The 25097-nt window shown below is 47.6% G+C and carries 19 protein-coding genes; 13 read left to right on the forward strand and 6 right to left on the reverse strand.

Going from position 1 to position 25097, the window contains the following annotated elements; genetic code table 11:
* Window positions 1–157 precede the first annotated feature (157 nt).
* From ACYVGR_RS36605 to ACYVGR_RS36615, 3 genes are all read left to right on the forward strand, one after another.
* Complete coding sequence (locus tag ACYVGR_RS36605) at window positions 158–2500, forward strand: GAF domain-containing protein (protein WP_460965725.1); 2343 nt, start codon at window positions 158–160, stop codon at window positions 2498–2500.
* Window positions 2497–6177 (forward strand): BamA/TamA family outer membrane protein, encoded by a 3681-nt coding sequence (locus ACYVGR_RS36610; protein ID WP_460965726.1) that lies wholly within the window; start codon window positions 2497–2499, stop codon window positions 6175–6177. The genes ACYVGR_RS36605 and ACYVGR_RS36610 overlap by 4 nt, the downstream gene beginning before the upstream one ends.
* An 80-nt stretch (window positions 6178–6257) precedes the next feature.
* Window positions 6258–7511 (forward strand): Pycsar system effector family protein, encoded by a 1254-nt coding sequence (locus tag ACYVGR_RS36615; protein WP_460965728.1) that lies wholly within the window; start codon window positions 6258–6260, stop codon window positions 7509–7511.
* A 5-nt stretch (window positions 7512–7516) separates the two neighbouring features.
* On the opposite strand, the gene ACYVGR_RS36620 is transcribed toward ACYVGR_RS36615, so the two are convergent.
* The 3 genes from ACYVGR_RS36620 to ACYVGR_RS36630 form a co-directional block, all read right to left on the reverse strand.
* Complete coding sequence (locus tag ACYVGR_RS36620) at window positions 7517–9016, reverse strand: amidase (protein ID WP_460965729.1); 1500 nt, start codon at window positions 9014–9016, stop codon at window positions 7517–7519.
* Window positions 9017–9069: 53 nt separating this feature from the next.
* Window positions 9070–10161, reverse strand: a complete 1092-nt coding sequence (locus ACYVGR_RS36625) for a glycoside hydrolase family 130 protein (RefSeq protein ID WP_460965731.1) — start codon at window positions 10159–10161, stop codon at window positions 9070–9072.
* 95 nt (window positions 10162–10256) lie between these two features.
* Window positions 10257–11837 (reverse strand): M61 family metallopeptidase, encoded by a 1581-nt coding sequence (locus ACYVGR_RS36630; RefSeq protein WP_460965733.1) that lies wholly within the window; start codon window positions 11835–11837, stop codon window positions 10257–10259.
* 291 nt (window positions 11838–12128) lie between these two features.
* On the opposite strand from ACYVGR_RS36630, the gene rpmH reads away from it, so the two are divergent.
* From rpmH to ACYVGR_RS36660, 6 genes are all read left to right on the forward strand, one after another.
* Window positions 12129–12296, forward strand: coding sequence for a 50S ribosomal protein L34 (gene rpmH / locus ACYVGR_RS36635; protein ID WP_182457753.1), 168 nt, complete (start codon window positions 12129–12131; stop codon window positions 12294–12296).
* Window positions 12297–12366: 70 nt separating this feature from the next.
* Window positions 12367–12777, forward strand: a complete 411-nt coding sequence (locus tag ACYVGR_RS36640) for a ribonuclease P protein component (protein WP_460965734.1) — start codon at window positions 12367–12369, stop codon at window positions 12775–12777.
* Window positions 12778–12875: 98 nt separating this feature from the next.
* Window positions 12876–14534, forward strand: a complete 1659-nt coding sequence (locus ACYVGR_RS36645; protein WP_460965736.1) for a S41 family peptidase — start codon at window positions 12876–12878, stop codon at window positions 14532–14534.
* Window positions 14535–14620: 86 nt separating this feature from the next.
* Window positions 14621–15310, forward strand: a complete 690-nt coding sequence (gene tsaB / locus ACYVGR_RS36650; RefSeq protein WP_460965737.1) for a tRNA (adenosine(37)-N6)-threonylcarbamoyltransferase complex dimerization subunit type 1 TsaB — start codon at window positions 14621–14623, stop codon at window positions 15308–15310.
* Window positions 15311–15424: 114 nt separating this feature from the next.
* Entirely contained in the window at window positions 15425–16207 is a 783-nt protein-coding gene (locus tag ACYVGR_RS36655) for a type III pantothenate kinase (protein WP_460965739.1), read from the forward strand.
* Window positions 16208–16655: 448 nt separating this feature from the next.
* Window positions 16656–17342 (forward strand): hypothetical protein, encoded by a 687-nt coding sequence (locus ACYVGR_RS36660; RefSeq protein ID WP_460965741.1) that lies wholly within the window; start codon window positions 16656–16658, stop codon window positions 17340–17342.
* Between the two features lie 27 nt (window positions 17343–17369).
* Here ACYVGR_RS36660 and ACYVGR_RS36665 read toward each other — a convergent pair whose 3' ends face one another.
* The 3 genes from ACYVGR_RS36665 to ACYVGR_RS36675 form a co-directional block, all read right to left on the reverse strand.
* Window positions 17370–17561: a type II toxin-antitoxin system antitoxin gene (locus ACYVGR_RS36665; protein WP_460965743.1), complete on the reverse strand. Its 192-nt coding sequence runs from the start codon at window positions 17559–17561 to the stop codon at window positions 17370–17372.
* Between the two features lie 105 nt (window positions 17562–17666).
* The gene (locus ACYVGR_RS36670) at window positions 17667–18521 is read right to left on the reverse strand and encodes an SPFH domain-containing protein (protein WP_460965745.1); all 855 of its coding nucleotides are present in this window, start codon (window positions 18519–18521) and stop codon (window positions 17667–17669) included.
* Window positions 18522–18693: 172 nt separating this feature from the next.
* Window positions 18694–19566 (reverse strand): AraC family transcriptional regulator, encoded by an 873-nt coding sequence (locus ACYVGR_RS36675; RefSeq protein WP_182457761.1) that lies wholly within the window; start codon window positions 19564–19566, stop codon window positions 18694–18696.
* A gap of 148 nt (window positions 19567–19714) precedes the next feature.
* Here ACYVGR_RS36675 and fucP point away from each other — a divergent pair, with 148 nt between their 5' ends.
* The 4 genes from fucP (at window position 19715) to lysS (ending at window position 25047) form a co-directional block, all read left to right on the forward strand.
* On the forward strand, window positions 19715–20968 hold the full coding sequence (gene fucP, locus ACYVGR_RS36680; RefSeq protein ID WP_460965748.1) for an L-fucose:H+ symporter permease: 1254 nt from the start codon (window positions 19715–19717) through the stop codon (window positions 20966–20968).
* Between the two features lie 202 nt (window positions 20969–21170).
* Entirely contained in the window at window positions 21171–21962 is a 792-nt protein-coding gene (locus ACYVGR_RS36685; RefSeq protein ID WP_460965750.1) for an L-fucose dehydrogenase, read from the forward strand.
* Window positions 21963–22085: 123 nt separating this feature from the next.
* Complete coding sequence (locus tag ACYVGR_RS36690; RefSeq protein ID WP_460965751.1) at window positions 22086–23105, forward strand: zinc-binding alcohol dehydrogenase family protein; 1020 nt, start codon at window positions 22086–22088, stop codon at window positions 23103–23105.
* Window positions 23106–23292: 187 nt separating this feature from the next.
* Window positions 23293–25047, forward strand: coding sequence for a lysine--tRNA ligase (gene lysS, locus ACYVGR_RS36695; RefSeq protein ID WP_460965753.1), 1755 nt, complete (start codon window positions 23293–23295; stop codon window positions 25045–25047).
* The last annotated feature ends 50 nt before the right edge of the window (window positions 25048–25097 follow it).

Consider the following 25097-nt stretch of genomic DNA (forward strand, 5'->3'; position numbering starts at 1 on the left):
CACATGCAATCCGCTGTTGTTCAGGAAACAAGTCAGATAACTTTTTGTAAAGGTTTCTGCCCCTTCGTCTACATCCTAGACGATACAAGGTTACAGGAACGCCTGCAAACGCCAATAATTAAGTTGGTGTACAAGCCGTCCGCAAGATTAACTAGCTATGGAAACAGCATTTACCTTCCCGAAAATAAACGATTTACCCCTTCAATTTCAGTTATCGTTTCGCCCGTTTGTTGCCTTTCTAAAAGCGCAGCAACAACAATGCACGTCGTCCGACGGTCTGTACGAATTATATACGTACCTTATTAACCAGTTCAGTGCCGCCGTTGCGCTTCAGGATGCTCATGATGGTCAACTTGACCCAGCACATCTGAAAGAACTTTTTCAGCTGGCAACCATAGCGGTGTTGCCCTTAGACCACGCAAGACAAAAAATTGCCTATTCGTTTGGCCTACCGGTTCCGTTAACGATTTACCATCATTCAAACGCATTTGAGCAGTTGATGGATCAATCGCCGGATTTCCTGCTCACACTACCCAATCAAATTCGGGTTCAGGAGCGGCAACGGTTTGTTTATCAGCTTGTTCTAAACAAATGTTATGGCTTTCAGATCAGTAAAGACAATGGCCCATCGTTTCGTTTTCAGAATAAGCGGGATGGCCTGGTGAAATATTATCAGCTCGATATTAACCAGTCGTTTATGGAACCCCATTTCGATCGGGAGCTACCGCCCTTACAGCAAGCCTGGGTCGATTTTGTTAAACATGCCACACCATTGCCTGCCGATGTCCCCCCTCTACCGTTAGATGAATTCAGGTTCGAAGGCTTTTCGTTTTTCATGATGGAAGACGTAACGGAGAGCGAAACGATTCAGCAGTTGCAGGATGTGTTTGCCCACTTACATTCCGACACCGAACCCATTATTTATCAGCGTTTTGAATCGGCATTACGAAATCTGTGTGGTCAGCCAGACTTACAGATTGGCCTTGTTTCGCTGCCGCAGGTAAATGGTAAGTTTGTGTATCATCCTGATGCCAAAACCCGGAGTGTATTTCTTCGGAACACCGATATGCATCTGGACGGCGTTGAGGACCCCAGAGCGCAACAAATGATCACGCAGTTGTTTAGCAATCCTGTTCCTCACATTTTCTCTAATTTGAATGGACTACCTGAAGTAAAACGGCAAGTTTTCCATAAACAGGGAATTCGGAGCTTTATGATGTACCCGATTTCGGTAGCCAATGAAGTGTTGGGATTACTGGAAATGGGAAGTCCGCATGAAAATGGCTTAAATGAAACTGTACTGGCCCGAGTCGAACAGATTATTCCACTCATTCAGGAATTTCTGCGGTATCAGCTCAATCAGTTCAATAACAACCTGGAAAAACTTATTCGGCAGAAATTTACCTCCTTGCAACCTTCCGTAGAATGGAAGTTTTACGAAGCCGCCTGGCGCCAACTGAGCCGGGGTCAAAACGAATCGGCTGGGAGCGAAACCATCCCCGTTCGCTTTCCGCAAGTGTATCCACTTTATGGGGCCGTTGATATTCGAAACTCGTCTGTTGAACGCCACAAGGCCGTTCATCAGGATTTAGCCAATCAGCTAGCAGCTATTGACGAAATCTTTTCTGATGCCAATTTCCCGTCGAGTTGGGATAGGCCCGAACAGCTTCGGGAAGAGAGTTACCAATGCCAACACAAACTGATAGCGGGGTTATCGCCAGAAGATGAGCCAGAAATGGCGCTGTTTCTGGAACAGGAAGTAAATCCTTATTTTCGGTCGCTATTGACCCGTCATCCTTCGCTGGAAGTGCTTATCCAACGTTATTTTGCTCAAGTCGATCCAGCCACGGGTTTATTCAATCAGGCGCTGAAACGCTATGAGCGAAGCATGGATTGGCTCAACGTGACGGTAAACGAGTATATTGATGCAGAAGAGAAAAAGCTGCAAACGGTTTTTCCGCATTATTTTGAACGATATCGCACCGATGGAACTGAGTATACCATCTTTGTCGGCCAATCGATTGCGCCCAGTTTTGAATTTACGCAAGAGGTAAATCGGCGGTTGTTCCATTGGCAGTTGACATCCATGCTGGAAATGGCTCACCTGACTCATCGGTTACTGCCTAATTTACCACTACCCTTGCAGACAACTCAGCTTATTTTGGCGCATAGTCAGCCCGTTGACATTAGTTTCCGGCACGATGAGCGTCGGTTCGATGTAGAAGGCTCCTACAGTATTCGGTACGAAGTGCTGAAAAAACGGATTGATAAGGCGCTCATCGAAGGCACGCAAGAACGATTGACCCAGCCCGACACCATTGCGTTGGTCTATAGTCACTCCTCTGAAATAGCTGGTTATTTGCCTTTTATTACCCAAATGCAGGAAAGTGGGCAATTGAAATCTAACGTAGACTATCTTGATCTGGAGCCAATGCAGGGCGTTGTTCACCTCAAAGCATTACGCATTCACATAAACTATACTGACTCAACGCAGGCATGAAACTAGTAAGTAAACCAGGTGCGTGGCTTGTGGGGTTGGTGAGTAGCTTTTTCATCTTTACTGTTGCTGTGGGTCAGTCGGTTCCGGCCGATTCAATCCGGCATCGGGTCATTTTGATTGGCGATGCAGGAAAGTTACGAAACGGTAAAAATCCGGTTGTCGACGCCGTAAGCGCCCGTTACGATTTTAATAATTCGCGCACGACGTTACTCTACCTCGGCGACAATGTCTATCCACATGGATTATCGGACGAGAGTAGCCCCGATCATGAATCGCTCGCGGCTGTACTACGCTATCAGGCCCGGCCTGGATTGGCTAACCCTGGACTAACCAGTTCAGGCCAAGGGAAACAATCGCAGGTCCTATTTATTCCCGGCAATCACGATTGGGCGAAAAGTCATGCCGATGGTTGGGAGCGAATAAAGCGGCAAGGTGCGTGGCTGGATAGTTTGAAGGCTCCCAACATTCGGCTTTTACCGGCTAATGGCTGCCCTGGCCCGGAAGAAATTCATCTGAGCGATAATCTGGTACTGGTTATTATCGACACCCAATGGTGGTTGCATCAGTTCAGCAAACCCGGCCTAGATTCGGATTGTGCCTGTAAGAGTGAAGATGAAGTGATAGCCCGGCTGACCGATATTACCAACCGGAACAAAGGCAAAGGCATTATTCTGGCTACCCACCATCCGTTTCGCAGTTACGGTATTCACGGCGGATACTACACGATTAAACAGCATATTTTCCCGCTGACCGAGTTTTCAGAAAAACTTTACATTCCGCTGCCGGTCATTGGCTCAATCTATCCGCTGGTTCGGGGGGTGTTCGGGAATATTCAGGATTTGCCCAACCCAACCTATAAACAGATGGTTTGGGCAATGGAAAAAGCTACATCGGCAGCCCCTAATGTGGTTTATGTCTCGGGCCACGATCATGCCATACAACATATCGTAGAGGGTACTCGCAATTACATTGTCAGTGGATCGGGCATTAATCGCGAGCGGGTAAAGAATGGCAAACTAGCCAAGTTTGTGAGTGGTGAATGGGGCTACGTTGTACTGGACGAGTTGACCAATGGCAAGGTAAAAGCCGCCTTCTACACTGTCGATGAAGCGGCCAACGCCACCGAAGCGCACGACGCTACGCTCTTTACAATTCCACCGGTAACGGATTCTCGACAGGGTAGTTTGCAACACCCCCATTGGCCCGACAGTGTTCGGCTAGCCATCGTGCCCGCCTACGATAGCGTAGGCCGAACACAGCGCTGGCTGCTCGGCAATAACTACCGCACCGAATGGGCTACGCCGGTCAACCTGCCGGTGTTCGACCTGACTCGTGGCGGGTTTAAAATTCTCCAGCGAGGTGGTGGGCAACAGACCAAGTCGTTGCGACTCGAAGATGCCAACGGTCGGGAATGGGTGTTACGCAGTATTCAGAAAGACCCAGCCAATGCGTTGCCAGCGGCCTTACGCGAAACCATCGCTAAAGATGTCTTACAGGACGAGATCTCGGCGGGTTACCCATTCGCGCCTTTAGTAGTACCCACGCTGGCACAGGTAGCAGGTGTGCCCCACGCCAACCCAAAACTCGTGTACGTTCCCGATGATCCGGCGCTAGGCATTTATCAGGCCGATTTCGGGAAAACGGTTTGCCTCTTCGAGGAGCGCAGTCCGGGTGATGGGAAATCGATTAGCACCCCGAAAGTCCTTGAGGCTCTGGAAAAAGACAACGACAATCAGGTTGACCAGAAGGCTTTTTTGCGCGCCCGAATGCTCGACCTGTTCATCGGCGACTGGGACCGTCACGAAGATCAGTGGCGTTGGGGAAGTCATAAAACGGCAACAGGAAAAGAGTTTTTCCCCATTCCACGCGACCGCGATCAGGTATTTTTTCGTACGGATGGTCTATTGCCGAGCATTGCTTCTCTGCCCTGGTTACAGCCTAAATTTCAAGGCTTTACAACCAAATTGGCTAATGTAGACGGCTTTATGTTCAATGGTCGTTACGTTGACCGGATGTTCCTGAACGGCCTGGATGTGCAGGATTGGATGAACGGGATTACCACCCTGCGCGATTCATTGACGGATGCTGTTCTGGAGCGCGCCATCAGCCAACTGCCCGATACCATTCGGAAAGAATCGGGAAATAAACTGCTGGAAACGCTCAAAGTTAGGCGGGGTTGGTTATTGGAAAAAGGGCTCGAATACTATCGGTTCATTTCCAAAGCGGTCGATATTCCCGGTTCCGACAAGACTGACTTATTCCGTATTCAAAATCTGGATGATGATCATGTAGAAGTTTCGGTATTTAAGGTTGCCAAAGACGGCTCGTTGGCTCAACGCTACTATCACCGGGTATTTGACGCCGAAGTCACCAACGAAATTCGGCTCTATGGCCAGAAAGGTGATGATCGATTTGAGGTCACGGGTGCTCAAAATGGTCATATCAAAGTCCGGCTCATTGGTGGTAAGGGCGAAGATGTATTCAAGGTTGACGGCCATCCGGGCAAGCCGATTATCTACGATTTAAGCACCGAAGCCAATGTATTACCCGGTCGAAATCTGGCCAGCTTGCGTCTGTCAACTGATAAGGCTGTGAATGAGTATGATCCACACGCCTTCAAATACGACATCGTCGCTCCGTTGGCAACGGCAGGTTATAACTTGGATGATGGCGTTTTGTTGGGCGCAGGAGTTCAGTGGACCAAGCAGGGATTCCGAAAATCGCCTTATGCTTCCATGAACCGCCTGCTGGTTACCCGTTCGCTGGCAACCGACGCCATGTCGATCAAGTATGACGGAATTTTCACACATTTCATCGGCAAGAATGATTTGTGGATCAACGCCCTATCGAAAGCCCCCGACAACGTCACAAACTTTTTCGGGCCGGGAAATGAAACCGTTTACGATAAAGACAACCGCATTCGCTATTACCGAACCCGCTACAATTTGATTAACATCTCGGCTTTACTCAAACGGAAAGTGGGCGAGCGTATGTCTATGTCAATCGGCCCTGTTTTTCAACGATTTACGCTTGACCTGGACGATAATCATGGGCGGTTCATTGAAGATTATCTGGCTCAACTTCCCAATCCGAGCCAGTTCAAGCTTCGGGAAAGTTACGGTGGCCTACAGGCAGGGCTGGTGGTCGACAATCGGAATAAGCCCATTCAGCCATCCCGTGGTTTCTACTGGAATACAACGTTGGTGGGGCTTCAGGGATTTAGTCAACGCACCAGTCATTTCACGCAGCTCCGCTCCGACATGGCTATCTATACCAGCTTCAGCCAGTCGGCTCGCTTTGTGATGGTTAATCGCATTGGTGGCGGAGTAACGTTCGGCAATCCGGCGTTTTACCAGTTGTTATATTTGGGTGGTCAGGACAATCTGCGAGGGTATCGCACCTATCGTTTCGCGGGGAATCAGTTATTTTATTATAACTTGGAAGCCCGACTGAAACTGCTCGATTTTCGTTCATTCCTGTTTCCAGGGAGCGTAGGTCTGGTAGCTTTCAACGATCTGGGGCGTGTATGGCTGAAGGGCGAAAACTCTAAAAAATGGCATGATGGCTATGGCGGTGGTTTGTACGTAACGCCCGCCAGTTTGCTCGTTGTGGCCGCTACAGTTGGTTTTTCGGACGAAGGAGCGTTGCCTTACATATCACTTGGTTTCCGGTTTTGATTAAAAAAGGTTAGGCCACAGAGCTTTTTATAATTCTTTTACGATCCAGTACTGCCAAAGCCTAATCCCTCTTAACGACTATGCCTACTAGCCTTTTACCTCAAATTGAAGCCCACGTTATTCATTATTTCGAGAAACATGCGCGGCCCGAGCTGACATTTCATAATCTGGCGCACACGCAGGAGGTGGTTCAGGCCACGGATCAGATTGCCCGTAATTATCAGCTTTCCGAAGCCGATTATCTGGCCGTGATGGCTGCGGCCTGGTTTCATGACACGGGGTATTTAGACGGATCGCCAGAAGGACATGAAGAACGTAGCGCCGATATAGCCGCTAAGTTCCTGGAGCATCAGGATCAGCCCAAAAACCTCATCAAGTCGGTGAAGCACTGCATTCGGGCAACCAAAATGCCGCAATCGCCACAAAGCCTGCTCGAAGAAATCATTTGCGATGCCGATCTCTTTCATCTGGGCAGCGACGAGTACAACAGCAAGCAGAAACAACTCCGCAAAGAACTGGAAAAACTGACCGGAACCGATATTTCGGGCAGCAACTGGCGGCAGCAGAATATTGATCTGCTCACAACTCACACGTATTTTACTACGTATGCGCAGACGCTCTTAGCCAAAAATCAGGCCGAGAACCTCCGTCGTCTACGGGAAAAGCAAGCCGAGAAATCGGGAACGCCCATTCCTGAAGCAACAGCTACCACTCAACCAATTGAACAGCTTACAAACGAGCCCGTCCAGCAGTTTGTAACGCCCGAAACTCCGCCAAACGATAAGAAGAAAAATAAAGACAGCAAGTCCGAAAAGGGTATCGAAACCATGTTTCGAACGACTTCTACGAATCATTTGCGCCTGAGCGAAATTGCCGATAGTAAAGCCAACATCATGATTTCGGTGAACTCAATTACGGTGTCGGTACTGGTATCTATCCTGCCCCGCCGAATTGAAGAAAATCCGGCCCTGATCATCCCAACGGCCATGTTTCTGACAACCTCGCTGTTGACAATCATTTTTGCCATTTTAGCCACTCGGCCTAATATAACGCAGGGCACATTTAGCCATGAAGATATCCAGCAGAAAAAGGGGAATCTGCTCTTCTTCGGTAATTTTCACCGAATGAGTCTGGGTGAATTTGAGTGGGGTATTCAGGAATTGATGCAGGATAGCAACTACCTATACAGCAGCATGACCCGCGATATTTATTACCTGGGGCTTGTGCTGGCCAAGAAGTACAAATTGCTACGAATCGCCTATAGCATTTTCATGTTCGGCTTTGTCACGTCAATTCTGGCCTTTCTTGTCGTTTTCCTGGCGTATAAGAAATAGAGGTTTCACAAAGCAGGGCGCTTATTAAACCACGGCTTTTCCTGTTCCAACTGTCCAGCGAGCCGGAATAAGGTGGCTTCGTCGCCGAGTTTAGCAGCAAACATAACCCCAATCGGAAGTCCCTCAGGTGACCAATGCATCGGTACCGACATTGATGGCTGCCCCGTCATGTTGGTGATAACGGTAAATGAAATATACCCTAACGACCGTTCGGCCAGATCATTGACAATTTTAGTCCCATTCAGGTATTTCAGGCCACCCAACGAATCGACTAACTTAAGCAGACGCTCTTCGGACGCTTTATTTTGAAACGTGCCAATAGCAATTGGCGGACGGGGTAAGGTTGGGGTCAAAAACAGATCATAAGTCTCGTGAAGCTGACCCATGCTTCGATTCAGCGAATTCCAGCGACGTTTCTGAAAAGCGGCATCGGCCGCCGAGAAACCCTCGGCCAATCGTGCCTGCGCCCAGGTGTTCAATTCCACATCGTCCCGTCGGACAGGGCGACCCAAGTATTCGCCCAGCTCGCGAAGAACTGCCGCCGTTTCACTGAGGACATTGACAAAGAAGGCTTCCGTCACAATCGTTTTCTCGTAGGGTAGCGGAATTTCCTCAACCGTATGGCCCAGTCGCTCAAGCAATTTGGCCGTTTCCTGAACGGCTTTTACACATTCCGGATCGGTGGTTTGCGAAGGCATCAGTGCTTTTGTCGAGAAGGCAATGCGTAACTTACCCGTCTCCCGACTCACCTCCTGCAAAAATGGGCGTTCGGACGGAGCAATCGTGTACGGATCGCCCGCCATTGGGCCAGCAATCGCATCCAGGAAACCCGCACTATCCCGAACACTACGGGTCAAAACATGTCCCGCAACGGCCCCATTCCACAACTCACCGAATTTAGGCCCCAGTGTAACACGACCCCGAGACGGTTTCAGACCAAACAATCCACAGCACGAAGCTGGAATCCGAATTGAACCTCCGCCATCCGTTGCGGTCGCTGCCGGAACAATGCCAGCCGCCACGGCCACAGCCGAGCCACCACTCGATCCACCTGGCGAGTGCGTGAGTTTCCAGGGATTATGCGCAGGCCCGTAGAGCTTCGATTCGGTATAGGGCGTGAGACCAAATTCAGGCGTATTCGTCTTCCCAAATAAAGTCACCCCTGCGGTTTTCAGGCGTTTGACAATTTCGCTATCGATCGTCGAGACATAATTAGCATACCCGCGGCAACCCGACTTTAAAGGCGTTCCGGCCCATTCAAGCTCCAGATCTTTCAACAGAAACGGTACACCTCGAAAAGGGCCTGTAGCGGGCAATTGCTTCGCCATTTCGCGCCCTTTATCGTACAAAGGTGTGACAATAGCGTTCAACGTTGGGTTGACCGCATCGGCACGGGCAATAGCCGTTTCTAATAATTCGGCAGGCGTAACTTCTCCTTTTTGAACGAGTCCGGCCAGGGCCGTTGCGTCGTGTTTGACGTATTCTTCGAAAGACAAGGTTTGCATGGAAGTAGGGAGTTTATGACGCAAGGCCAGAGCCTTGCACCATCACGACCATCTTACTGTTTCGCTGTGGCCACACCAATTTTTGAATCGGCGGTACCGTAATATAAAAACCAACGGCCCTTAAACGGCACCATGCCTTCCAGAAAAACAACCTGATTCACCTGGCCCTGCGTTTCGTAGGGTTGATCGGGCTTAATAAAATGAGCTTCGGTTCGGTCGATTAGTTTGGTTGGATCTTGCGCATCGAATAACAATTGGCCGCCTGCATAAGCTCCTTCGGGCAAGTTCACATCGCCGTTTTTAGCATCATTCATTCCATTGTAAATCAACAAAATGCCATCTTTTGTCAGCATCGCATAGGGACCAGGTTCAATTAATCGATAGTCGTGTTTACCCTTTCGCGACTCGGCCGCTACAGTAGGCTTCCCGCTCTCACTTTCGAGCGGTGACCAATGCAGTAGATCATCAGAAGTAGCGAGTCGAAGCTGGGGTTGGTCGCCCCAATACATCCAGTATTTACCGTTGATTTTCTGCGCGACAAACCGACTACCAACACGCTTGCAAACAATAGCCCCCGATTTCGACCAGCTATTACGATACTTGCCGTTGTCAAAGTCCCCAAAAGCCAATCCCTGCTTGTTCCAGTCTGTTAGGTTTTTCGACGTGGCGACACAAAGTCGGGCTTTATCACCGTCATACGCTGTGTAGGTCATAATATACACGCCATTCGGGCTTTCTACGATGCGCGGGTCTTCGCAACCTCCCTCCCATTCATAGGTTTTCATGGCATCGTTATTAGGATAAAAAACCGGTTTCGGCATTCGTTTAAAATGAACGCCATCGGTGCTGATCGCCAGCCCTAGCCGAGATGTGCCACCCACCCGCCGAACGGTATCCTCGGCCCGGTACACCATATACACTTTATTATTCCGTACTACTGCGGTTGGATTGTACACGTCTTTCTCCTCCCAGTGAATGGTTTGGCGTCGAACCGGACAATCAAACGTTGTGCTGGTTTTGGCCGCTAAAATTGGGTTATCGGCATTTAATTTCTGAAACGGACCCAGCATCCAGGGCTTTTCAGATTTGGATTGAGCCAGAAGCAGGCTCGGCAAAAGAAGAAATACTACTAATCGCTTTATCATTAATAGGCTTGCTAAAGATTTGGTTAGTAAAGGCAGGAACTGGCAACGAGCTACTAGTTTAAAGGCGTAAGACTTTAGGCGAATGCCATCGTTCGTTATTTCGCCACTACTTTTTTGCCCAGCTTATGCTCCGAAATCAGCTCATGGCCTTCATGTGGTGGTTCGGTCAATCGTCCGCCAAACCATTGTGCCCGATGCTGACGGCTCATCGGTCCATCCATCCGAGCGGCATCCAGTTCCAATAGGCGAATCCCTCCCGGATGATCCATCGTTGGTTCTTCATAAACGATCTGCAACCCAACCCAAGCCAGGTATTCGTTCAGTTTGGTTTCGAGTGGTTGATTCCCAAAGATGCAAAGATCATAATACCAATCCAGCGACTCACCAGAAACCGTTTCGGTGGCAGCCCGATAGTCCTCCAGCGTATAACCAACAAATGGTTTACCAAATTGCTGCCACATAATGCGCATCACATCGTCCAGCGAGCGGGCATGGTTCGTGAGTTTACGAATGTGTAAATCTAAAATAAGCGCAGCAATCGACCCTTTATGATAAACAGATACTTTACGGTCAGGAACGCCTTTATCGTATCCATCTAACCACAAATCCCAGGACGATTCTGTGAGTGACTGGAACGCCCGACCATTGTTTTCGAAATGACGCTTAAACAAAACCTGCAACTCTTTCAAATAGGCTTCATCGGAAAAAACGCCGGATTGGCGAAGCATTAAATCCCCGTAATAAGTTGTAACCCCCTCGGCCACAAAGCAGGTTGAAAAGTAGTTCTCCTGTGTAAAATCGTACGGAAGCAGTTCAATAGGCCGAATGCGGATAATATTCCAGGCGTGAAATAATTCGTGCGACGATACGCCAAGTAAATCCTGATAAAGCCCTTCACCTTCGTCATTTGGTCCTAGTACCAACACGGTGGAGTTCCGATGTTCAACACCATGATAATAGGGTACGGGTAAAATCAGGGTCAGAAAATGATACGCCTTTTCAGGAAATTCGCCGTAGAGATCAAGTTGCGTTTGCGAAAACCGGCTGAAATCATGGATGATTCGGTCAGCATCAAAGGTCGGATCACCATCCGTCCGACGGCCACCCTGAATCCAGACATGAAACGATGTTTCACCTACTTCGTACTGAATGTGCTGAATAACAGGCGCGGCTATAAGTGGGCAATCGACCAGTTCATAGAAATCAGCTGCCTGAAGCGTTTTGGCATTGAGTTGCTCTAGCCCACAGGCAATTGTCCAGCCATCCGGAATGGCCAACTCCAATGTGCAGGGATCATTTATCCGCCCTTCGGCATAGACACACAGGTTTACCGGGTTAACATAGAGCAGCGTTTCGCTGATAAAGCTACTGCCCGCATTGAGCTGATTCGGGGTAGGCAACAGCGCATAATAGTTATAGTGAACAGTCAGTTCCGTTGCTCCATTCATCTGCACACGCCAGCGATCTTTCGTAATCTTTCGAAATGGAAGTGGATTCCCCAATCCATCAACAACTGTAAATCGCTGAATATTTTTGGCAAATTGCTGCAACTCATATCGTCCTGGCCGCCAGGCGGGCAATTGCAGTTCTACCTGTTCACCAACAATGCTGGTCAGGTTGGCTTCAACAGCTATATAATGAGGAATCTGAGGATCAGGCGCTAAGCGATAGTTCATAGGTTGGTAAAAAAGAGCTGTTACTTAAAGTAAGATAGAACGCAGACTTTTAGGATGGGCAAGATTATTCATGACTCCCATTCATCTAATTCAATTATTGCCAATGAATTACAATTATTGGTAGTTGTAAAACCAGTATGAATCATCAGAATCATAAAATCGGCGCTCTATTTTAAAGTAACGCTCAATATATCAAATCGTTTTTACAAAAATCGACTTGTTAAACTGCACACTTTTCCCTATCTTTGCGGACTCATTTCGAAAACTAAGAGTTTTTAGGCAAGATAGATCATGAAAAGAACGTTCCAACCATCGAACCGGAAGCGTAAAAACAAACACGGCTTCCGTGAGCGGATGGCTACTGCCAATGGCCGCCAGGTTTTGGCTCGCCGTCGGGCAAAAGGCCGCCATAAACTGACCGTCTCGGACGAGAAAAAAGGCGACCGCTTTAAAATCTAGTCAATAGTCGATAGCGATGCGTCAATAGTGACTGCTATCTATCGACTGACGACTACTCACTGACGACTTTATGCCGCAAACCTTCACAAAATCAGAACGGCTTTGCAGCAAAAAAATTCTCGCTGAATTATTTAAAAAGGGTAGTGCGACCGGGTCACGTCAGACCGTTGGGACGTTCTACCTTTTTCCATTTAGGGTACTCCACCTCCCTGCTCCAGAATCTTCTCCTGAAAGCAACGTTTTGTTGCCTGCCATTGTCATTACCGTACCGAAGCGAATTTTCAAACGCGCCGTTGACCGAAACCTGATTCGTCGGCGTGTACGGGAAGCGTATCGGCTCAATAAGCATCTATTCGATCAGCAAAAAACGTTACCCGGTCAATCCAGACCGGGCTATATTGCCTTTCTTTATACCGCAAAACAGATAATTTCGTTTGAAGAGATAGAAAAAGGTATGAAATTAGCTATTGCAAAAATGTAAAGTGAAAAATGAAGAGTGAAGAATATTTCTAACCGGAATTTCACTCTATATTCTTCACTCTTCACTCTTCACTCTTCACTCTTCATTATTCATTTAAGATGCGCTTTCCTAAACGTTTCACTCTGTTAGCCTCGTCAGCGCTTGTAGCGGGTGGCATTGGTTTCTTTTCGTTTAAAAACGACGATCGTTTCTTCGAAATCGCGCGGAACCTCGACATCTACGCTACGCTGTTCAAAGAACTGAACCTGTATTACGTGGATGAGATCAATCCGAACCGGATGGTCAAAACCAGTATCGACGGTATGCTGAAAGCGCTCGATCCGTATACGAACTTCTTCGCAGAAGATGAAATTGAGGATTACATGACCATGACCACGGGTCGCTACAATGGCATTGGCGCACTTATTGGTCAGCGTCAGGGCAAGAGTATTGTGCTGATGGTTTATGAAGGAACCCCTGCCGAAAAATCAGGCCTTCGGATTGGTGATGAAGTCATTAAGATTGATGGCGTCGATATAAAAGCGCGCAAAGAAGCTGATCCAGGCAAGCTGCTGAAAGGTCAGAATAATACAGCGGTAAAACTGACGGTTCAGCGTTATGGCGAGAAAAGCCCGGTTGAACTCAGCGTTATTCGTGATGTGGTTAAAATGACCAACGTGCCTTACTACGGCATGATTAACGACGAGGTTGGCTACATCGATCTGAAGGATTTTACGGCAACGGCTTCTCGAGAAGTTCGTACCGCCTTCCAGGAATTGAAGGGCAAAGGAATGAAAAAGCTCATTCTCGACGTTCGTGAAAATCCAGGTGGCTTGCTCAACATGGCTATCGACATCTGCAACACCTTCATCCCGAAAGATTCAGAAGTTGTTACGACCAAGGGCAAAGTGACGGAGTGGAACAAAACCTACACGGCCCTGAATCCACCGCTGGATCTGGAAATGCCCATTATTGTGCTGACCAACAACCACAGTGCGTCGGCTGCCGAAATCGTTTCAGGCGTAATTCAGGATTATGACCGGGGGGTGTTGATTGGCCAGCGGACATATGGCAAAGGATTGGTCCAGACCACGCGCGAGTTGTCGTTCAATACTAAACTGAAAATCACAACGGCTAAATACTACATTCCCAGCGGACGTTGTATTCAGGCAATCGACTATAGCCATCGCAATCCAGATGGCAGCGTTGGTAAGATTCCGGATTCACTCAAAACAGCCTTTAAAACCAAAGCCGGACGCGTGGTTTATGATGGAGGTGGCGTTCTGCCCGATGTTGTGATCGAAGCCCAAACGCCAACACCAATCGCTTTAAGTCTGACGAACAAAGGGCTGATTTTCGATTATGCCGTGAAATATCGTCAGGAGCACCCAACCATTAAGCCTGCCCGCGAATTCCATCTGACGGATGCTGAGTATGCTGACTTCGCCAAGTGGGTTGCCGATAAAGAATACGATTATACCACGCAGGTTGAAAAAGATCTGGGCACGCTCGAAGCGTCGGCTAAGAAAGAAAAATATTTCGATCAGATTCAGGATCAGCTCAAGTCGCTTAAGACCAAGATGTCGCACAGCAAAGATGCCGACCTGAACACGTTCAAACCTGAAATCCGAACGCTGCTTGAGCAGGAAATTGCCGGACATTATTACCTCCAAAAAGGCCTCAAAGAAGCGTCGTTTGCTACTGATCCCGAAATGAAAGCCGCCCTCGATTTATTCAAAGACATGGGCCGCTACTCGACTATTTTAAAAGGAAAATAAGAATAAGGGAGAAAGGGACGAATGGGAGAAAAGGAGACATCATGGGTTTCTTGTTCCTTTCCTCCTTTCTCCCTTTCCTCCCTCCTATGCTCATTCTCTCTCTTGATACGTCTACCGCTTCCTGTTCAGTTTCGCTCCATCGCGATGGTCTACTGTTAGGCTGTTATGAACTCTTTACGGAGCGTACATCGGCAGCTATGCTCACAACGCTCATTCATGACGTTGTGCAGCATGCAGGCTATGAATTAGCCCAGGTAGATGCTGTGGCTGTGGCTAAAGGTCCAGGCTCTTATACCGGCCTACGCATTGCTATCTCAACCGCCAAAGGCCTGTGCTTTGCTTTAGACAAACCGCTCCTTGCCATCAATACACTGGCCGGCATGGCCGAACAAGTTCGTGCTTACTATCCAGATACACATACCCTGTGCCCAATGATCGATGCCCGACGGATGGAGGTTTATTGTGCTCTTTATAATTCCAGTGGAGAAGAGATACAAGCTACTTCGGCTCAAATTATTGACGAGAACTCGTTTGCTTCCTGGCTCTCTTTGGGGCCAGTTATTTTCTTTGGCGATGGGGCTGCTAAATGTCAGGTGGTGTTAGGTGAACAGTCCAATGCTATTTTTCCGGAGGCAACCATCATCCCTTCGGCACGCACCATTGGGCAGTTGGCAACAGCCGCTTTTGCCGAAGGACAGTTCGAGGATTTGGCCACATTTGAGCCATTCTATCTGAAAGATTTCATGACTACACAGCCCAAAAAGCTAGTGGTTTAATCCTGGCAATCCTGTTAAAAAGGTAAAGACTGTCGAAAACATAACTTCTCATAAAGCGGGAATCTGGCGTTTTTCCCCTTATTTCGCCCCGACAACCGTCTAGTTCCCGCTCCTGTGCAGATTATCGTTGATATTGGCAATACCGATGCCGTTTTCGGCCTTTACGACCAAACTACCTGGCAATACATTTGGCGTACGCCTGCCCGTCTCGATGAACCAGCAGACTCCTACGAGCGTCGGTTACGGCTCTGGTTGCTCGAAGCCAGCATTCCGTTGAGCGCAATTAAAAGCACCGTTCTGAGTAGCGTTGTTCCTGATTTAACGCCAACTATGCGGGCTATGCTTACCAAATTGTTTGGTTTCGATCCAATCGTGGTAGGTCCAGGCGTGTATCCACTACTGCCCATTGAGATTCTTCGTCCGCACGAAATCGGAACAGACCTTGTCGCGAATGCCCTGGCAGCTTATACACGCTACAAAAAAACCTGTGTTGTTGTCGATTTTGGTACGGCACTCACGTTTACAACGGTTTCAGGCGAAGGTAAAATTCTGGGAGTAGCCATTGCTCCAGGACTAAAAACCGCCATTCGATCTCTATTTTCCAACACGGCTCAACTACCAGAAGTACCTATTGAAGTTCCGGCATCGGCCCTGGGCACCAATACGACACACGCAATCCAGGCGGGTATAGTACTTGGCTACGAGGGATTAGTCCGTTCGTTAGTGGGGCGGATTCAAGCTGAACTAAACGGCGATTGCATTGCTGTAGCGACAGGCGGTTTATCGGGTCGAATTCCCTCGCTGCAGGATGTTTTTACCGACATTGTTCCGTCGCTTACCTTAGAAGGCGTTCGTCTGATTGGTGAATTCGTTACCAACTCGACAGACAGGCAGTAAATTCTTTCTATTTCTGCTAACTACTAAAGGCTAGGTACCAAACCTGGCCTTTGCTGACTTTGGCATGGCTTCCTGCGGAATGTCCGTTATCAATAGTTTTCCCAATTCACAATATTTTATTTCTCAAAATAAACATTACAGTAACTTATATTATTGTATTATATCCATACAACCAAAAAAGATCGAATTATTTACCGACCATATAATAAATCTCTTAGTTGTCGCTTCTTTAATCAAAAAATAGAAAAATAGTACATTCTTTATCTTTTCTTCTGTCAGTTCTATTCAATCAACAGATAGTTAAATTACCAGAAATAGAACTATTTATTAGCTGATAACAAGCAGTTTATCTGTTTCATAAATTGATGTAGGCGTCGTGCTCTACTCGTAAAACCTTTGGGCGAGTTAGACATGCTGAAATTCTTTTTTTCACCAAACATCAACAGCGATGAAACTAGTCTACAAGCTTATTTTATCTACTCTAATTGTACTTTTTCATGTTTTTTCTGTCCAGGCAAGTTTACCGAAGCCAACCTGGAAATCAGGCCAGCTTATTCTTCTAAACCACACCCTTCTGGAAGGTGATTTATCGTACAACTGGCTCATGGAAACGGTATTATTTCGCCATACTGACGGACGAGTTCAGACATTTTCAGCAAACCAGGTGGATCAGTTTGGCTGGTTTGATTTTTCCGTTCACCAATACCGCAAATTCAAAGCCCTCGCTAGTGATGATAAAACCAAGCCGTACACCAGACATGCATTTTTCGAAATTTGTATGGATGGCTCGTTAACTGTGGTCAGAAACTTACGGCAACCACATGGTCTTTTCAAACGTGTATTCTCGCACCCGGCATATTTTGTGGATCAGCCAATAATGGCGCAGAATACCGACTATTTCAATTATTACGTCTATGATTCGGGGCGTTTACTAGCGCTGGATCGGTTTTACACCGACATCTATGATCCGATCATGACGGCTTACGATAAAGTTTTGAAACGCTACATCTACGATCACAACATCAACGACCGACACTTATTAGGTCGTTTAGTTCTCATCGAACGCTACAACCTACTCGTTCAACAGGAGGCCAAGACCGCTTCGGCCAAGGGTATAGTTGTTGCGCCCGAATAGGAAAACGCTATAATTCTGCCTAGTTGCTCATTCGTCGGAAGCAGGTGGCGACTCATTGGTAGAGGTCTGGCCGCGCTTTTTTCGTTTGCGAAGTGCATCATTGAGCAAAAATTCAATTTGCCCATTTACGCTCCGAAACTCGTCCTGCGCCCAGCGCTCCAGTTCTTTCAGCGTCTCGGGCTGAATTCGTAAGACAAAGGCTTTTTTTTCAGCAGCCATTTTTTTGAGGAGCGAGGAGCGAGGAGTTAGGAGCGAGGAGTTGCTGACGCATGAACCAAACGCGTCAATAACTCCTCGCTCCTAACTCCTCGCTCCTATTACTATTTAATTATACAACGTCCCGGCATTAACAACTGGGCTAACTGATTTTTCACCACATAAGACAACCAGCAGGTTACTAACCATAGCGGCTTTTCGTTCTTCGTCCAGCGAAACAACTCCTTTATTTTCAAGGCGTTCGAGCGCCATTTCGACCATACCAACCGCACCTTCAACAATCAGACGACGGGCTGCAATCATGGCCGATGCCTGCTGACGTTGCAGCATGGCGCCTGCAATTTCGGATGCATACGCCAAATGGCTAACACGCGCTTCAAGAATATCGACTCCAGCCCGTTCGAGCCGTTCGTTTAGTTCCTGCTCCAAAAATACGTTGATCTGGCCCGTACTATCCCGAAGCGTCACATCCGACGTTTCATCCTCCATATGGTCGTATGGGTACGAATTAGCCAGTTTTCGAACGGCTGCTTCTGATTGAATCTGTACGAAATTTACGTAGTTATCAACCGAGAACAGGGCTTTGGCCGTGTCTTTTACTTGCCAGACAACTACGGCTGCAATCTCAACCGGATTTCCCATTTTATCATTCACTTTCAGGGTCTGCCCATTCAGATTTCGCGCCCGAAGGCTAATTTTCTTTTTGTTATACAATGGGTTTACCCACCGTAAACCACCCTGTTTCATGGTCCCTACATAATCGCCGAAAAAAGTACAAACCGCTGCTTCATTCGGGTTGATGACAGTTATACCCATGAACAAGACAATAGAGGCAAGTACCAGAATGATGGGCAAAACAAATCCAAGTTTTGCAATCAATGCCAAAGGCGCAGCAATTAAGCAAACTACAGCTATGAGCAAAAGTACATAGCCTGAGATCGATGTGAGTGGTTTCTCCTGCATTATCGTAAGGTTTTAGATCGTTAGAATAATATCGTTTTGATATCACAATGATACAAAGCATTCCTAACAATCTGTGAGAATCTATAGGAACGGTCAGGCAAATCCACTAGTGGTATTAAATTGATAGATTCTATTGTGAAGGCAGCTTTGAGAAGCTGCCTTCACAATAGAATTAAAGACGATTACGATACGATCGCTGATAACTTAACGGGCTTTGCCCGGTAACAACTTTAAATTTCTCGAAGAAGCAGGTCGCGTTTTGAAAGCCACTTTCGTAGCAGATCTGCTGAATGCTCATCCGGTTGTCGATCAGTTGCCGACAAGCATGCCCAACCCGGATTTCAGTTAGAAACTGGGAATAGGTCTTACCCGTGCGTGATTTGAAATACCGGCAAAACGAATTGGAAGACAGGCCCGCGACAGAGGCCACCTCATCCAATCGAATTTTCTGTTTGAACTCCCTGAAGGTGAAGTCATAAATAGCATTGATGCGCTCATTTTCAGCATCAGCGAAATTACATTCGAAGCCCAGGGATGATAACAGCGTAGCTTCTTTTACATGAGCAATAGCGACCAGACAATCCAGCAAGGCAATCAGCTGGTAAGGGCCACTAGACTGATACACAGTGTTAATCTTCGACCCAATCAGTTCGCAGGCAGCTCCGGTCAGCAAAATACCTCGTTGCGCTTTATCCAGCACCTGCCTGATTGGTTTCATTTCGGGAAGCGCCAGAAAATGATCTCCCCAAAAGTCCTTACTAAAGTGAATAACGGTAGCATAGGGCTGAGTAGGTTGATTATCAGCGGCCTCCTGTTCATCGTATCGCCAATAATGAGGGAGGTTAGCACCCACCAGCACCACATCGCCCGGCCCAAACCGCATGATATTATCGCCCACAAATTGGGTTCCAGTACCTTTATGAAACTGAATTAGCTCGACCTCGGGATGAAAGTGCCAGCGGTTATTGATATTGGGCAATTGATCTTGCCGGACGCTAAATGAGTGGGCAGGACCAGTAGTAACTTTTAATAACTGGGGTTTCATAAAAATATTCTCCAATAGCAGCACCATTTCCGATGCTATGCCAATATAGCTTAGTATCTGGGTAAATTCCTACAAAATATGACTTACGAAATAGAGTTACTTTGTAGCGTAATCTTACCGGATTTACACCTAAACCCGAAAAAGTCCTGTGTCCAAGTCAGACAATCGTTTCGCCATTGCTTTAATTACGGTTTTATTTTTCCTGTGGGGCTTTGCATTGAATCTGAATCCCATTCTGATTCCACACCTCAAAAAAGCCTGCCAACTTACTGATTTGCAGTCGGCTCTGATCGATTCAGCGTCTTATTTTGCGTATTTCCTGATTGCCCTGCCAGCCGGGCTGTTCATGAAACGTTACGGCTATAAAGCAGGCATTACGTTGGGGTTATTACTATTTGCAGGAGGTACGTTTCTGTTTTACCCAGCCGCTGAGCTTCGGCAGTTTAGCCTTTTCCTCGTGGCTTTGTTTGTCATTGCCACTGGGTTGACGTTACTCGAAACAGCCGCCAATCCATACATCACGGTATTAGGTGATTCCGAAACAAGCACCCAGCGACTCAATTTCGCCCAATCGTTCAATGGGCTTGCCGCCTTTCTGGCACCGCTTGCCGGTGGCGCCTTTATTTTGTCGGGTAAAAATGTATCGGCTTCAGAGCAACAAGCTATGGGTTCTACGCAATTCGAAGCCTACCTAAAAGAAGAAGCCTCGTCGGTACAGGTTCCGTTTCTGGTCATTGGCGGCATTGTGTTACTAGTAGCGTTGCTGATTAGCCGTACGTCGCTCCCCGTCATTGAGGAAGTAGACGATTCACCAACAGCTAGTCAGGGTTCTATTTTATCCGAAAAAAATCTGGTAATGGGTGTTATTGCTCAGTTTTTCTACGTGGGCGCGCAGGTTTGCATTAGCAGTTTTTTTATTCGGTTTGTGGGCCAGGTAGCCAATATCGGCGAAAAAGAAGCCGCCACGTTATTGTCCTTTGCGCTACTCGGTTTTATGATTGGTCGTTTCTTCGGTACGTTCCTGATGCGGTATATTACCCCTCCCCGTTTACTGGCACTCTATAGTTTACTCAACATTGGTTTATTGGCCATTGCGGTATTTGGTCATGGGATGGTACCAGTTTATACGCTGGTTGGCGTTGAATTTTTCATGTCAATTATGTTCCCAACCATTTTCTCGCTGAGTATTCGGGGATTGGGATCAAAAACCAAATTGGGGTCATCGTTGGTCATTATGGCTATTGCGGGTGGGGCTGTGTTCCCGGTTATCATGGGCCGCGTATCCGACATGACCACCATGCAAACGGCTTACCTGGTACCGGCTATCTGTTTTTTACCCATTCTGTATTTTGCAATAAAAAACCTTTCGGTGAAACATGTAGCCTTAACTACGTCACATTAGTTAGAGGGTGAAGGGTACGAATCGAGGAAAACCTCGTATACACAATAGACAATACATTCCTGAATCGGATTTAGTCCGTTCACGACAACAGCAATAACACTCTTCGAAGGAGTTTATTTTCATAGGTTGGTTTCAGAAAGCCCCCACCGGCTTGAGTGAGGGCTTTCTTTTTTCATCGAATGTTCATTCAGTACTTATATATATGGATTTACAATTGCAAAACAAGGTGATCATCGTTACGGGCGGAGCCAAAGGCATTGGCGAAGGCATTGTGAACGTGCTAGCTGGCGAAGGCGCCATTCCCGTTATTATTGGTCGAAATGAAAGCGATAATCAGAAAGTCGTGGCGGAAATAGAAGCCGCTGGCCAACAGGCATTTCAGGTTGTAGCCGAACTAACTCAGCCCGAGGAATCGGCGAAAGCAGTACAGGCAGTTCTGGCCAAATTTGGTCGAATTGACGGCGTTGTCAACAATGCTGGCGTAAACGACGGCGTTGGTCTCGAACATGGTAATTACGAGGCATTCATCGCTTCGCTGCATAAGAATCTGGTCCATTATTACCTGATCGTTCATCATGCGTTACCTGCCTTAAAAGAGTCAAAAGGAGCGATCGTTAATATTACCTCGAAAACCGCCGACACAGGTCAGGGAGGTACTTCGGCCTACGCAGCTGCCAATGGTGGACGCAACGCGCTAACGCGTGAGTGGGCGGTTGAACTCCTGAAATACGGTATTCGGGTAAATGCCATTGTGGTGGCCGAATGCTGGACTCCGCTGTACGAGCGCTGGATTAACACCCTGCCTAATCCAGAAGAAAAACTGGCCTCAATCGTTTCGCATATTCCTCTCGAAAACCGAATGACGACTGCCGAAGAAATTGCTAACACAACGGCGTTTTTACTCTCAAACCGTTCCAGCCATACAACAGGTCAGCTTCTGTACGTCGATGGCGGCTACGTACACCTTGATCGGGCTTTAGCGAATGCGTCCTAGTCAATTTATTGTTTCAAGTTTAATGTTTCAGGTTAGCTGACGCGTCAGCAATGTTCGTGCTTCAGCCAGCTTGAAACCTTAAACCTTGAACTTGAAACTTCTTTTACAGAACGACAAACCATAATGCAAACCTTAGTCTGTACAACGCCGGGGGAATTAACCTACCAAGCCGGTGTAAAGCCCGAATTAACTCCTGATAATGCTATTATTCGGATTCGCCGGATTGGTATCTGCGGCACTGATCTTCACGCGTTTGAAGGCACTCAGCCGTTTTTCAACTACCCGCGTATTCTTGGTCACGAACTGGCGGGCGAGTTGGTCGAAGCTGATAATGCACCTGATTTTGAACCCGGCGAAGCCGTTACATTCCTTCCGTATTTCAACTGCGGGCATTGTATTGCCTGCCGGTCCGGAAAGCCTAATTGCTGTGCGAGTCTTAATGTATGTGGGGTTCATTCAGATGGCGGCATGGTTGAATACCTATCCGTGCCCGCTTACTCGCTGGTACATGGCAATGGCCTGAGTTTCGATGAACTGGCTTTAGTTGAACCGCTGGCTATTGGCGCACACGGTATTCGTCGGGCCAATGTACAACCGGGCGAGTGGGTGCTGGTTATTGGCGCAGGACCTATTGGACTGGGTGTCATGGAGTTTGCTCGTATTGCTGGTGGCAAGGTAATCGCGCTCGACATTAATGAATCGCGACTGGATTTCTGCCGAAACCGACTAAACGTAGAACATACGGTGCTAGCGACTGCCCCGGACGTGTTCGACCAGATAGCCAAAATCACGAATGGAGATATGCCAACCGTTGTCATCGACGCAACCGGCAATCTTAAGGCCATTAACAATTCGTTTCAGTATATGGCCCATAGTGCCCGTTATGTGCTGGTGGGCTTGCAGAAAGGCGAAATTTCGGTCAGTCACCCGGAGTTTCATAAACGGGAAGGCACGCTTATGAGCAGCCGTAACGCAACCCGGCAGGATTTCGAACATGTGATTGCGTCCATGAAAAATGGGCAGGTTGACCCAACAACCTACATCACGCATCGAGTGACGTTTGGGCAGGTACGCGACGAATTTGCCAGCTGGCTCAATCCAGCGAATGGGGTGATAAAAGCAATGGTTTCTCTGAATGATTAGTTTGTTTTCTGACAGGATTTACAGGATAAAGCAGTATTTTCTCTAGCCTTCAATCCTGTTTTATCCTGTAAATCCTGTCAGAAAAAACTAGTCTTATATCTCCAACTCTGCAAACGCCAATCCTTTTCACTATTTTTGCGGCCTTAATTACTGGTCAACCTGCTGATTGACCAACTTATTGACAATCATGCAACTGAGTGAACAAGAAATAAATCGCCGACAAAAACGCGAAGAATTAATGCGGATGGGGATCGACCCCTACCCTGCTGAGCTATTTGACGTAACGGCCACCATCGCCGACATCCGTGAGGCTTTTCAAACTGTTGAACCTGAACAGGATTTTTCGGGCGACGAACGCTGGGGTAATATTCAACTAGCAGGCCGATTGATGGTATTCCGCATTAGCGGTAGTGCCTCATTCGTCGAAATACAGGACTCCACTGGCCGGATGCAATTTTACTTCCGCCGTGACGACATCTGTCCCGGCGAAGATAAAACTCTGTACAACACGGTTTTCAAGAAACTATTGGACATTGGCGACATCATTGGTGTTCGGGGTCATGTCTTCACCACCAAAACCGGTGAACTGTCCGTTTATGTGAAGGAATTTAAGATTCTGAACAAAGCGTTGCGTCCATTGCCAGTTGTGAAGGAGGTCGTTAATGAGCGGGGAGAGAAAGAAATCTTCGATGCGTTTACCGATCCTGAGCAACGCTACCGTCAGCGGTATGTGGATTTAATCGTGAACCCACAGGTACGTGACGTATTCGTAAAACGGACCAAGCTGGTCAATTCGATTCGGCAATTCCTGAGTCAGAAGGGCTATCTGGAAGTCGAAACACCCATTTTGCAGCCTATTCACGGCGGAGCAACGGCACGCCCATTCCGTACGCACCACAATTCGCTCGACATGACGCTCTATATGCGGATTGCCAATGAGTTGTACCTGAAACGCCTGATTGTGGGCGGCTACGATGGCGTGTTTGAGTTTGCCAAAGATTTCCGCAACGAAGGTATGGACCGGACGCACAATCCGGAATTTACGCAGGTGGAGTTCTACGTTGCCTATAAAGATTATCTCTGGATGATGGACACCATCGAGGAGATGGTTGAAAAAGTAGCGCTGGACGTAGCTGGCACCACGAAAGTGACTGTTGGCGAAAACGTTATTGATTTCAAACGCCCCTGGAAACGCCTGACGATGTTCGAGGCTATTCAGGAGTATACGGGTGTTGATGTATCGGCAATGGAAGAAGACGAATTGCGTCAGGTTGCCGAAAGTCGGGGAATTAAAGTAGATAGCACCATGGGCAAATCGAAACTGATCGATGAGCTGTTTGGTGATGCCTGCGAACCCAACCTTATCCAGCCGACATTCATTACCGATTACCCTGTCGAAATGTCGCCGTTGACCAAAAAGCATCGAAGCAAACCGGGTCTGGTTGAGCGATTTGAGGCTATTTGTAACGGAAAAGAAATTGCCAACGCCTACTCTGAGCTAAACGATCCGCTCGATCAGCGTGAGCGTTTTGAAGAGCAGTTGCGCCTGGCCGAACGGGGTGATGAGGAAGCAATGGCGTTGGATGAAGACTTCCTACGCGCTCTCGAATATGGTATGCCCCCAACGGCAGGCGTTGGTCTGGGTATTGATCGTTTAACGATGATCATGACCAACCAGCCTTCGATCCAGGATGTTCTGTTTTTCCCACAGATGCGCCCTGAAAAGAAATTAGAAGTCTCAGAGGATAGTGATTTTATAGCCGCTGGCGTTCCCGCCGAATGGATTCCAGCCGTACAGAAGCTGGGCTTTCAAACCGTAGAACAACTTCGTGCTGGCAATCCCAACAAGCTCTTCAATGATCTTGGCGGTGTGCGCAAAAAACTAAAAATGGACGTACCAATGCCTACGCTGGATCAGGTACGTAGTTGGACTGGAAATTAAACAAGGAAACCCCCACCTGAAAACCGGGTGGGGTTTCTATTTCGTAAGTC

This window comes from Spirosoma litoris (genome assembly GCF_054776755.1).

Coding starts and splice junctions, on each gene's coding strand:
- ACYVGR_RS36665 (WP_460965743.1), bottom strand. CDS start 17,561: ATGGCTGCTGAAAAAAAAGCCTTTGTCTTACGAATTCAGCCCGAGACG.
- ACYVGR_RS36605 (WP_460965725.1), top strand. CDS start 158: ATGGAAACAGCATTTACCTTCCCGAAAATAAACGATTTACCCCTTCAA.
- ACYVGR_RS36625 (WP_460965731.1), bottom strand. CDS start 10,161: ATGATAAAGCGATTAGTAGTATTTCTTCTTTTGCCGAGCCTGCTTCTG.
- ACYVGR_RS36645 (WP_460965736.1), top strand. CDS start 12,876: ATGCGCTTTCCTAAACGTTTCACTCTGTTAGCCTCGTCAGCGCTTGTA.
- tsaB (WP_460965737.1), top strand. CDS start 14,621: ATGCTCATTCTCTCTCTTGATACGTCTACCGCTTCCTGTTCAGTTTCG.
- rpmH (WP_182457753.1), top strand. CDS start 12,129: ATGAAAAGAACGTTCCAACCATCGAACCGGAAGCGTAAAAACAAACAC.
- ACYVGR_RS36620 (WP_460965729.1), bottom strand. CDS start 9,016: ATGCAAACCTTGTCTTTCGAAGAATACGTCAAACACGACGCAACGGCC.
- ACYVGR_RS36640 (WP_460965734.1), top strand. CDS start 12,367: ATGCCGCAAACCTTCACAAAATCAGAACGGCTTTGCAGCAAAAAAATT.
- ACYVGR_RS36660 (WP_460965741.1), top strand. CDS start 16,656: ATGAAACTAGTCTACAAGCTTATTTTATCTACTCTAATTGTACTTTTT.
- lysS (WP_460965753.1), top strand. CDS start 23,293: ATGCAACTGAGTGAACAAGAAATAAATCGCCGACAAAAACGCGAAGAA.
- ACYVGR_RS36675 (WP_182457761.1), bottom strand. CDS start 19,566: ATGAAACCCCAGTTATTAAAAGTTACTACTGGTCCTGCCCACTCATTT.
- ACYVGR_RS36610 (WP_460965726.1), top strand. CDS start 2,497: ATGAAACTAGTAAGTAAACCAGGTGCGTGGCTTGTGGGGTTGGTGAGT.
- ACYVGR_RS36615 (WP_460965728.1), top strand. CDS start 6,258: ATGCCTACTAGCCTTTTACCTCAAATTGAAGCCCACGTTATTCATTAT.
- ACYVGR_RS36630 (WP_460965733.1), bottom strand. CDS start 11,837: ATGAACTATCGCTTAGCGCCTGATCCTCAGATTCCTCATTATATAGCT.
- ACYVGR_RS36685 (WP_460965750.1), top strand. CDS start 21,171: ATGGATTTACAATTGCAAAACAAGGTGATCATCGTTACGGGCGGAGCC.
- ACYVGR_RS36690 (WP_460965751.1), top strand. CDS start 22,086: ATGCAAACCTTAGTCTGTACAACGCCGGGGGAATTAACCTACCAAGCC.
- ACYVGR_RS36670 (WP_460965745.1), bottom strand. CDS start 18,521: ATGCAGGAGAAACCACTCACATCGATCTCAGGCTATGTACTTTTGCTC.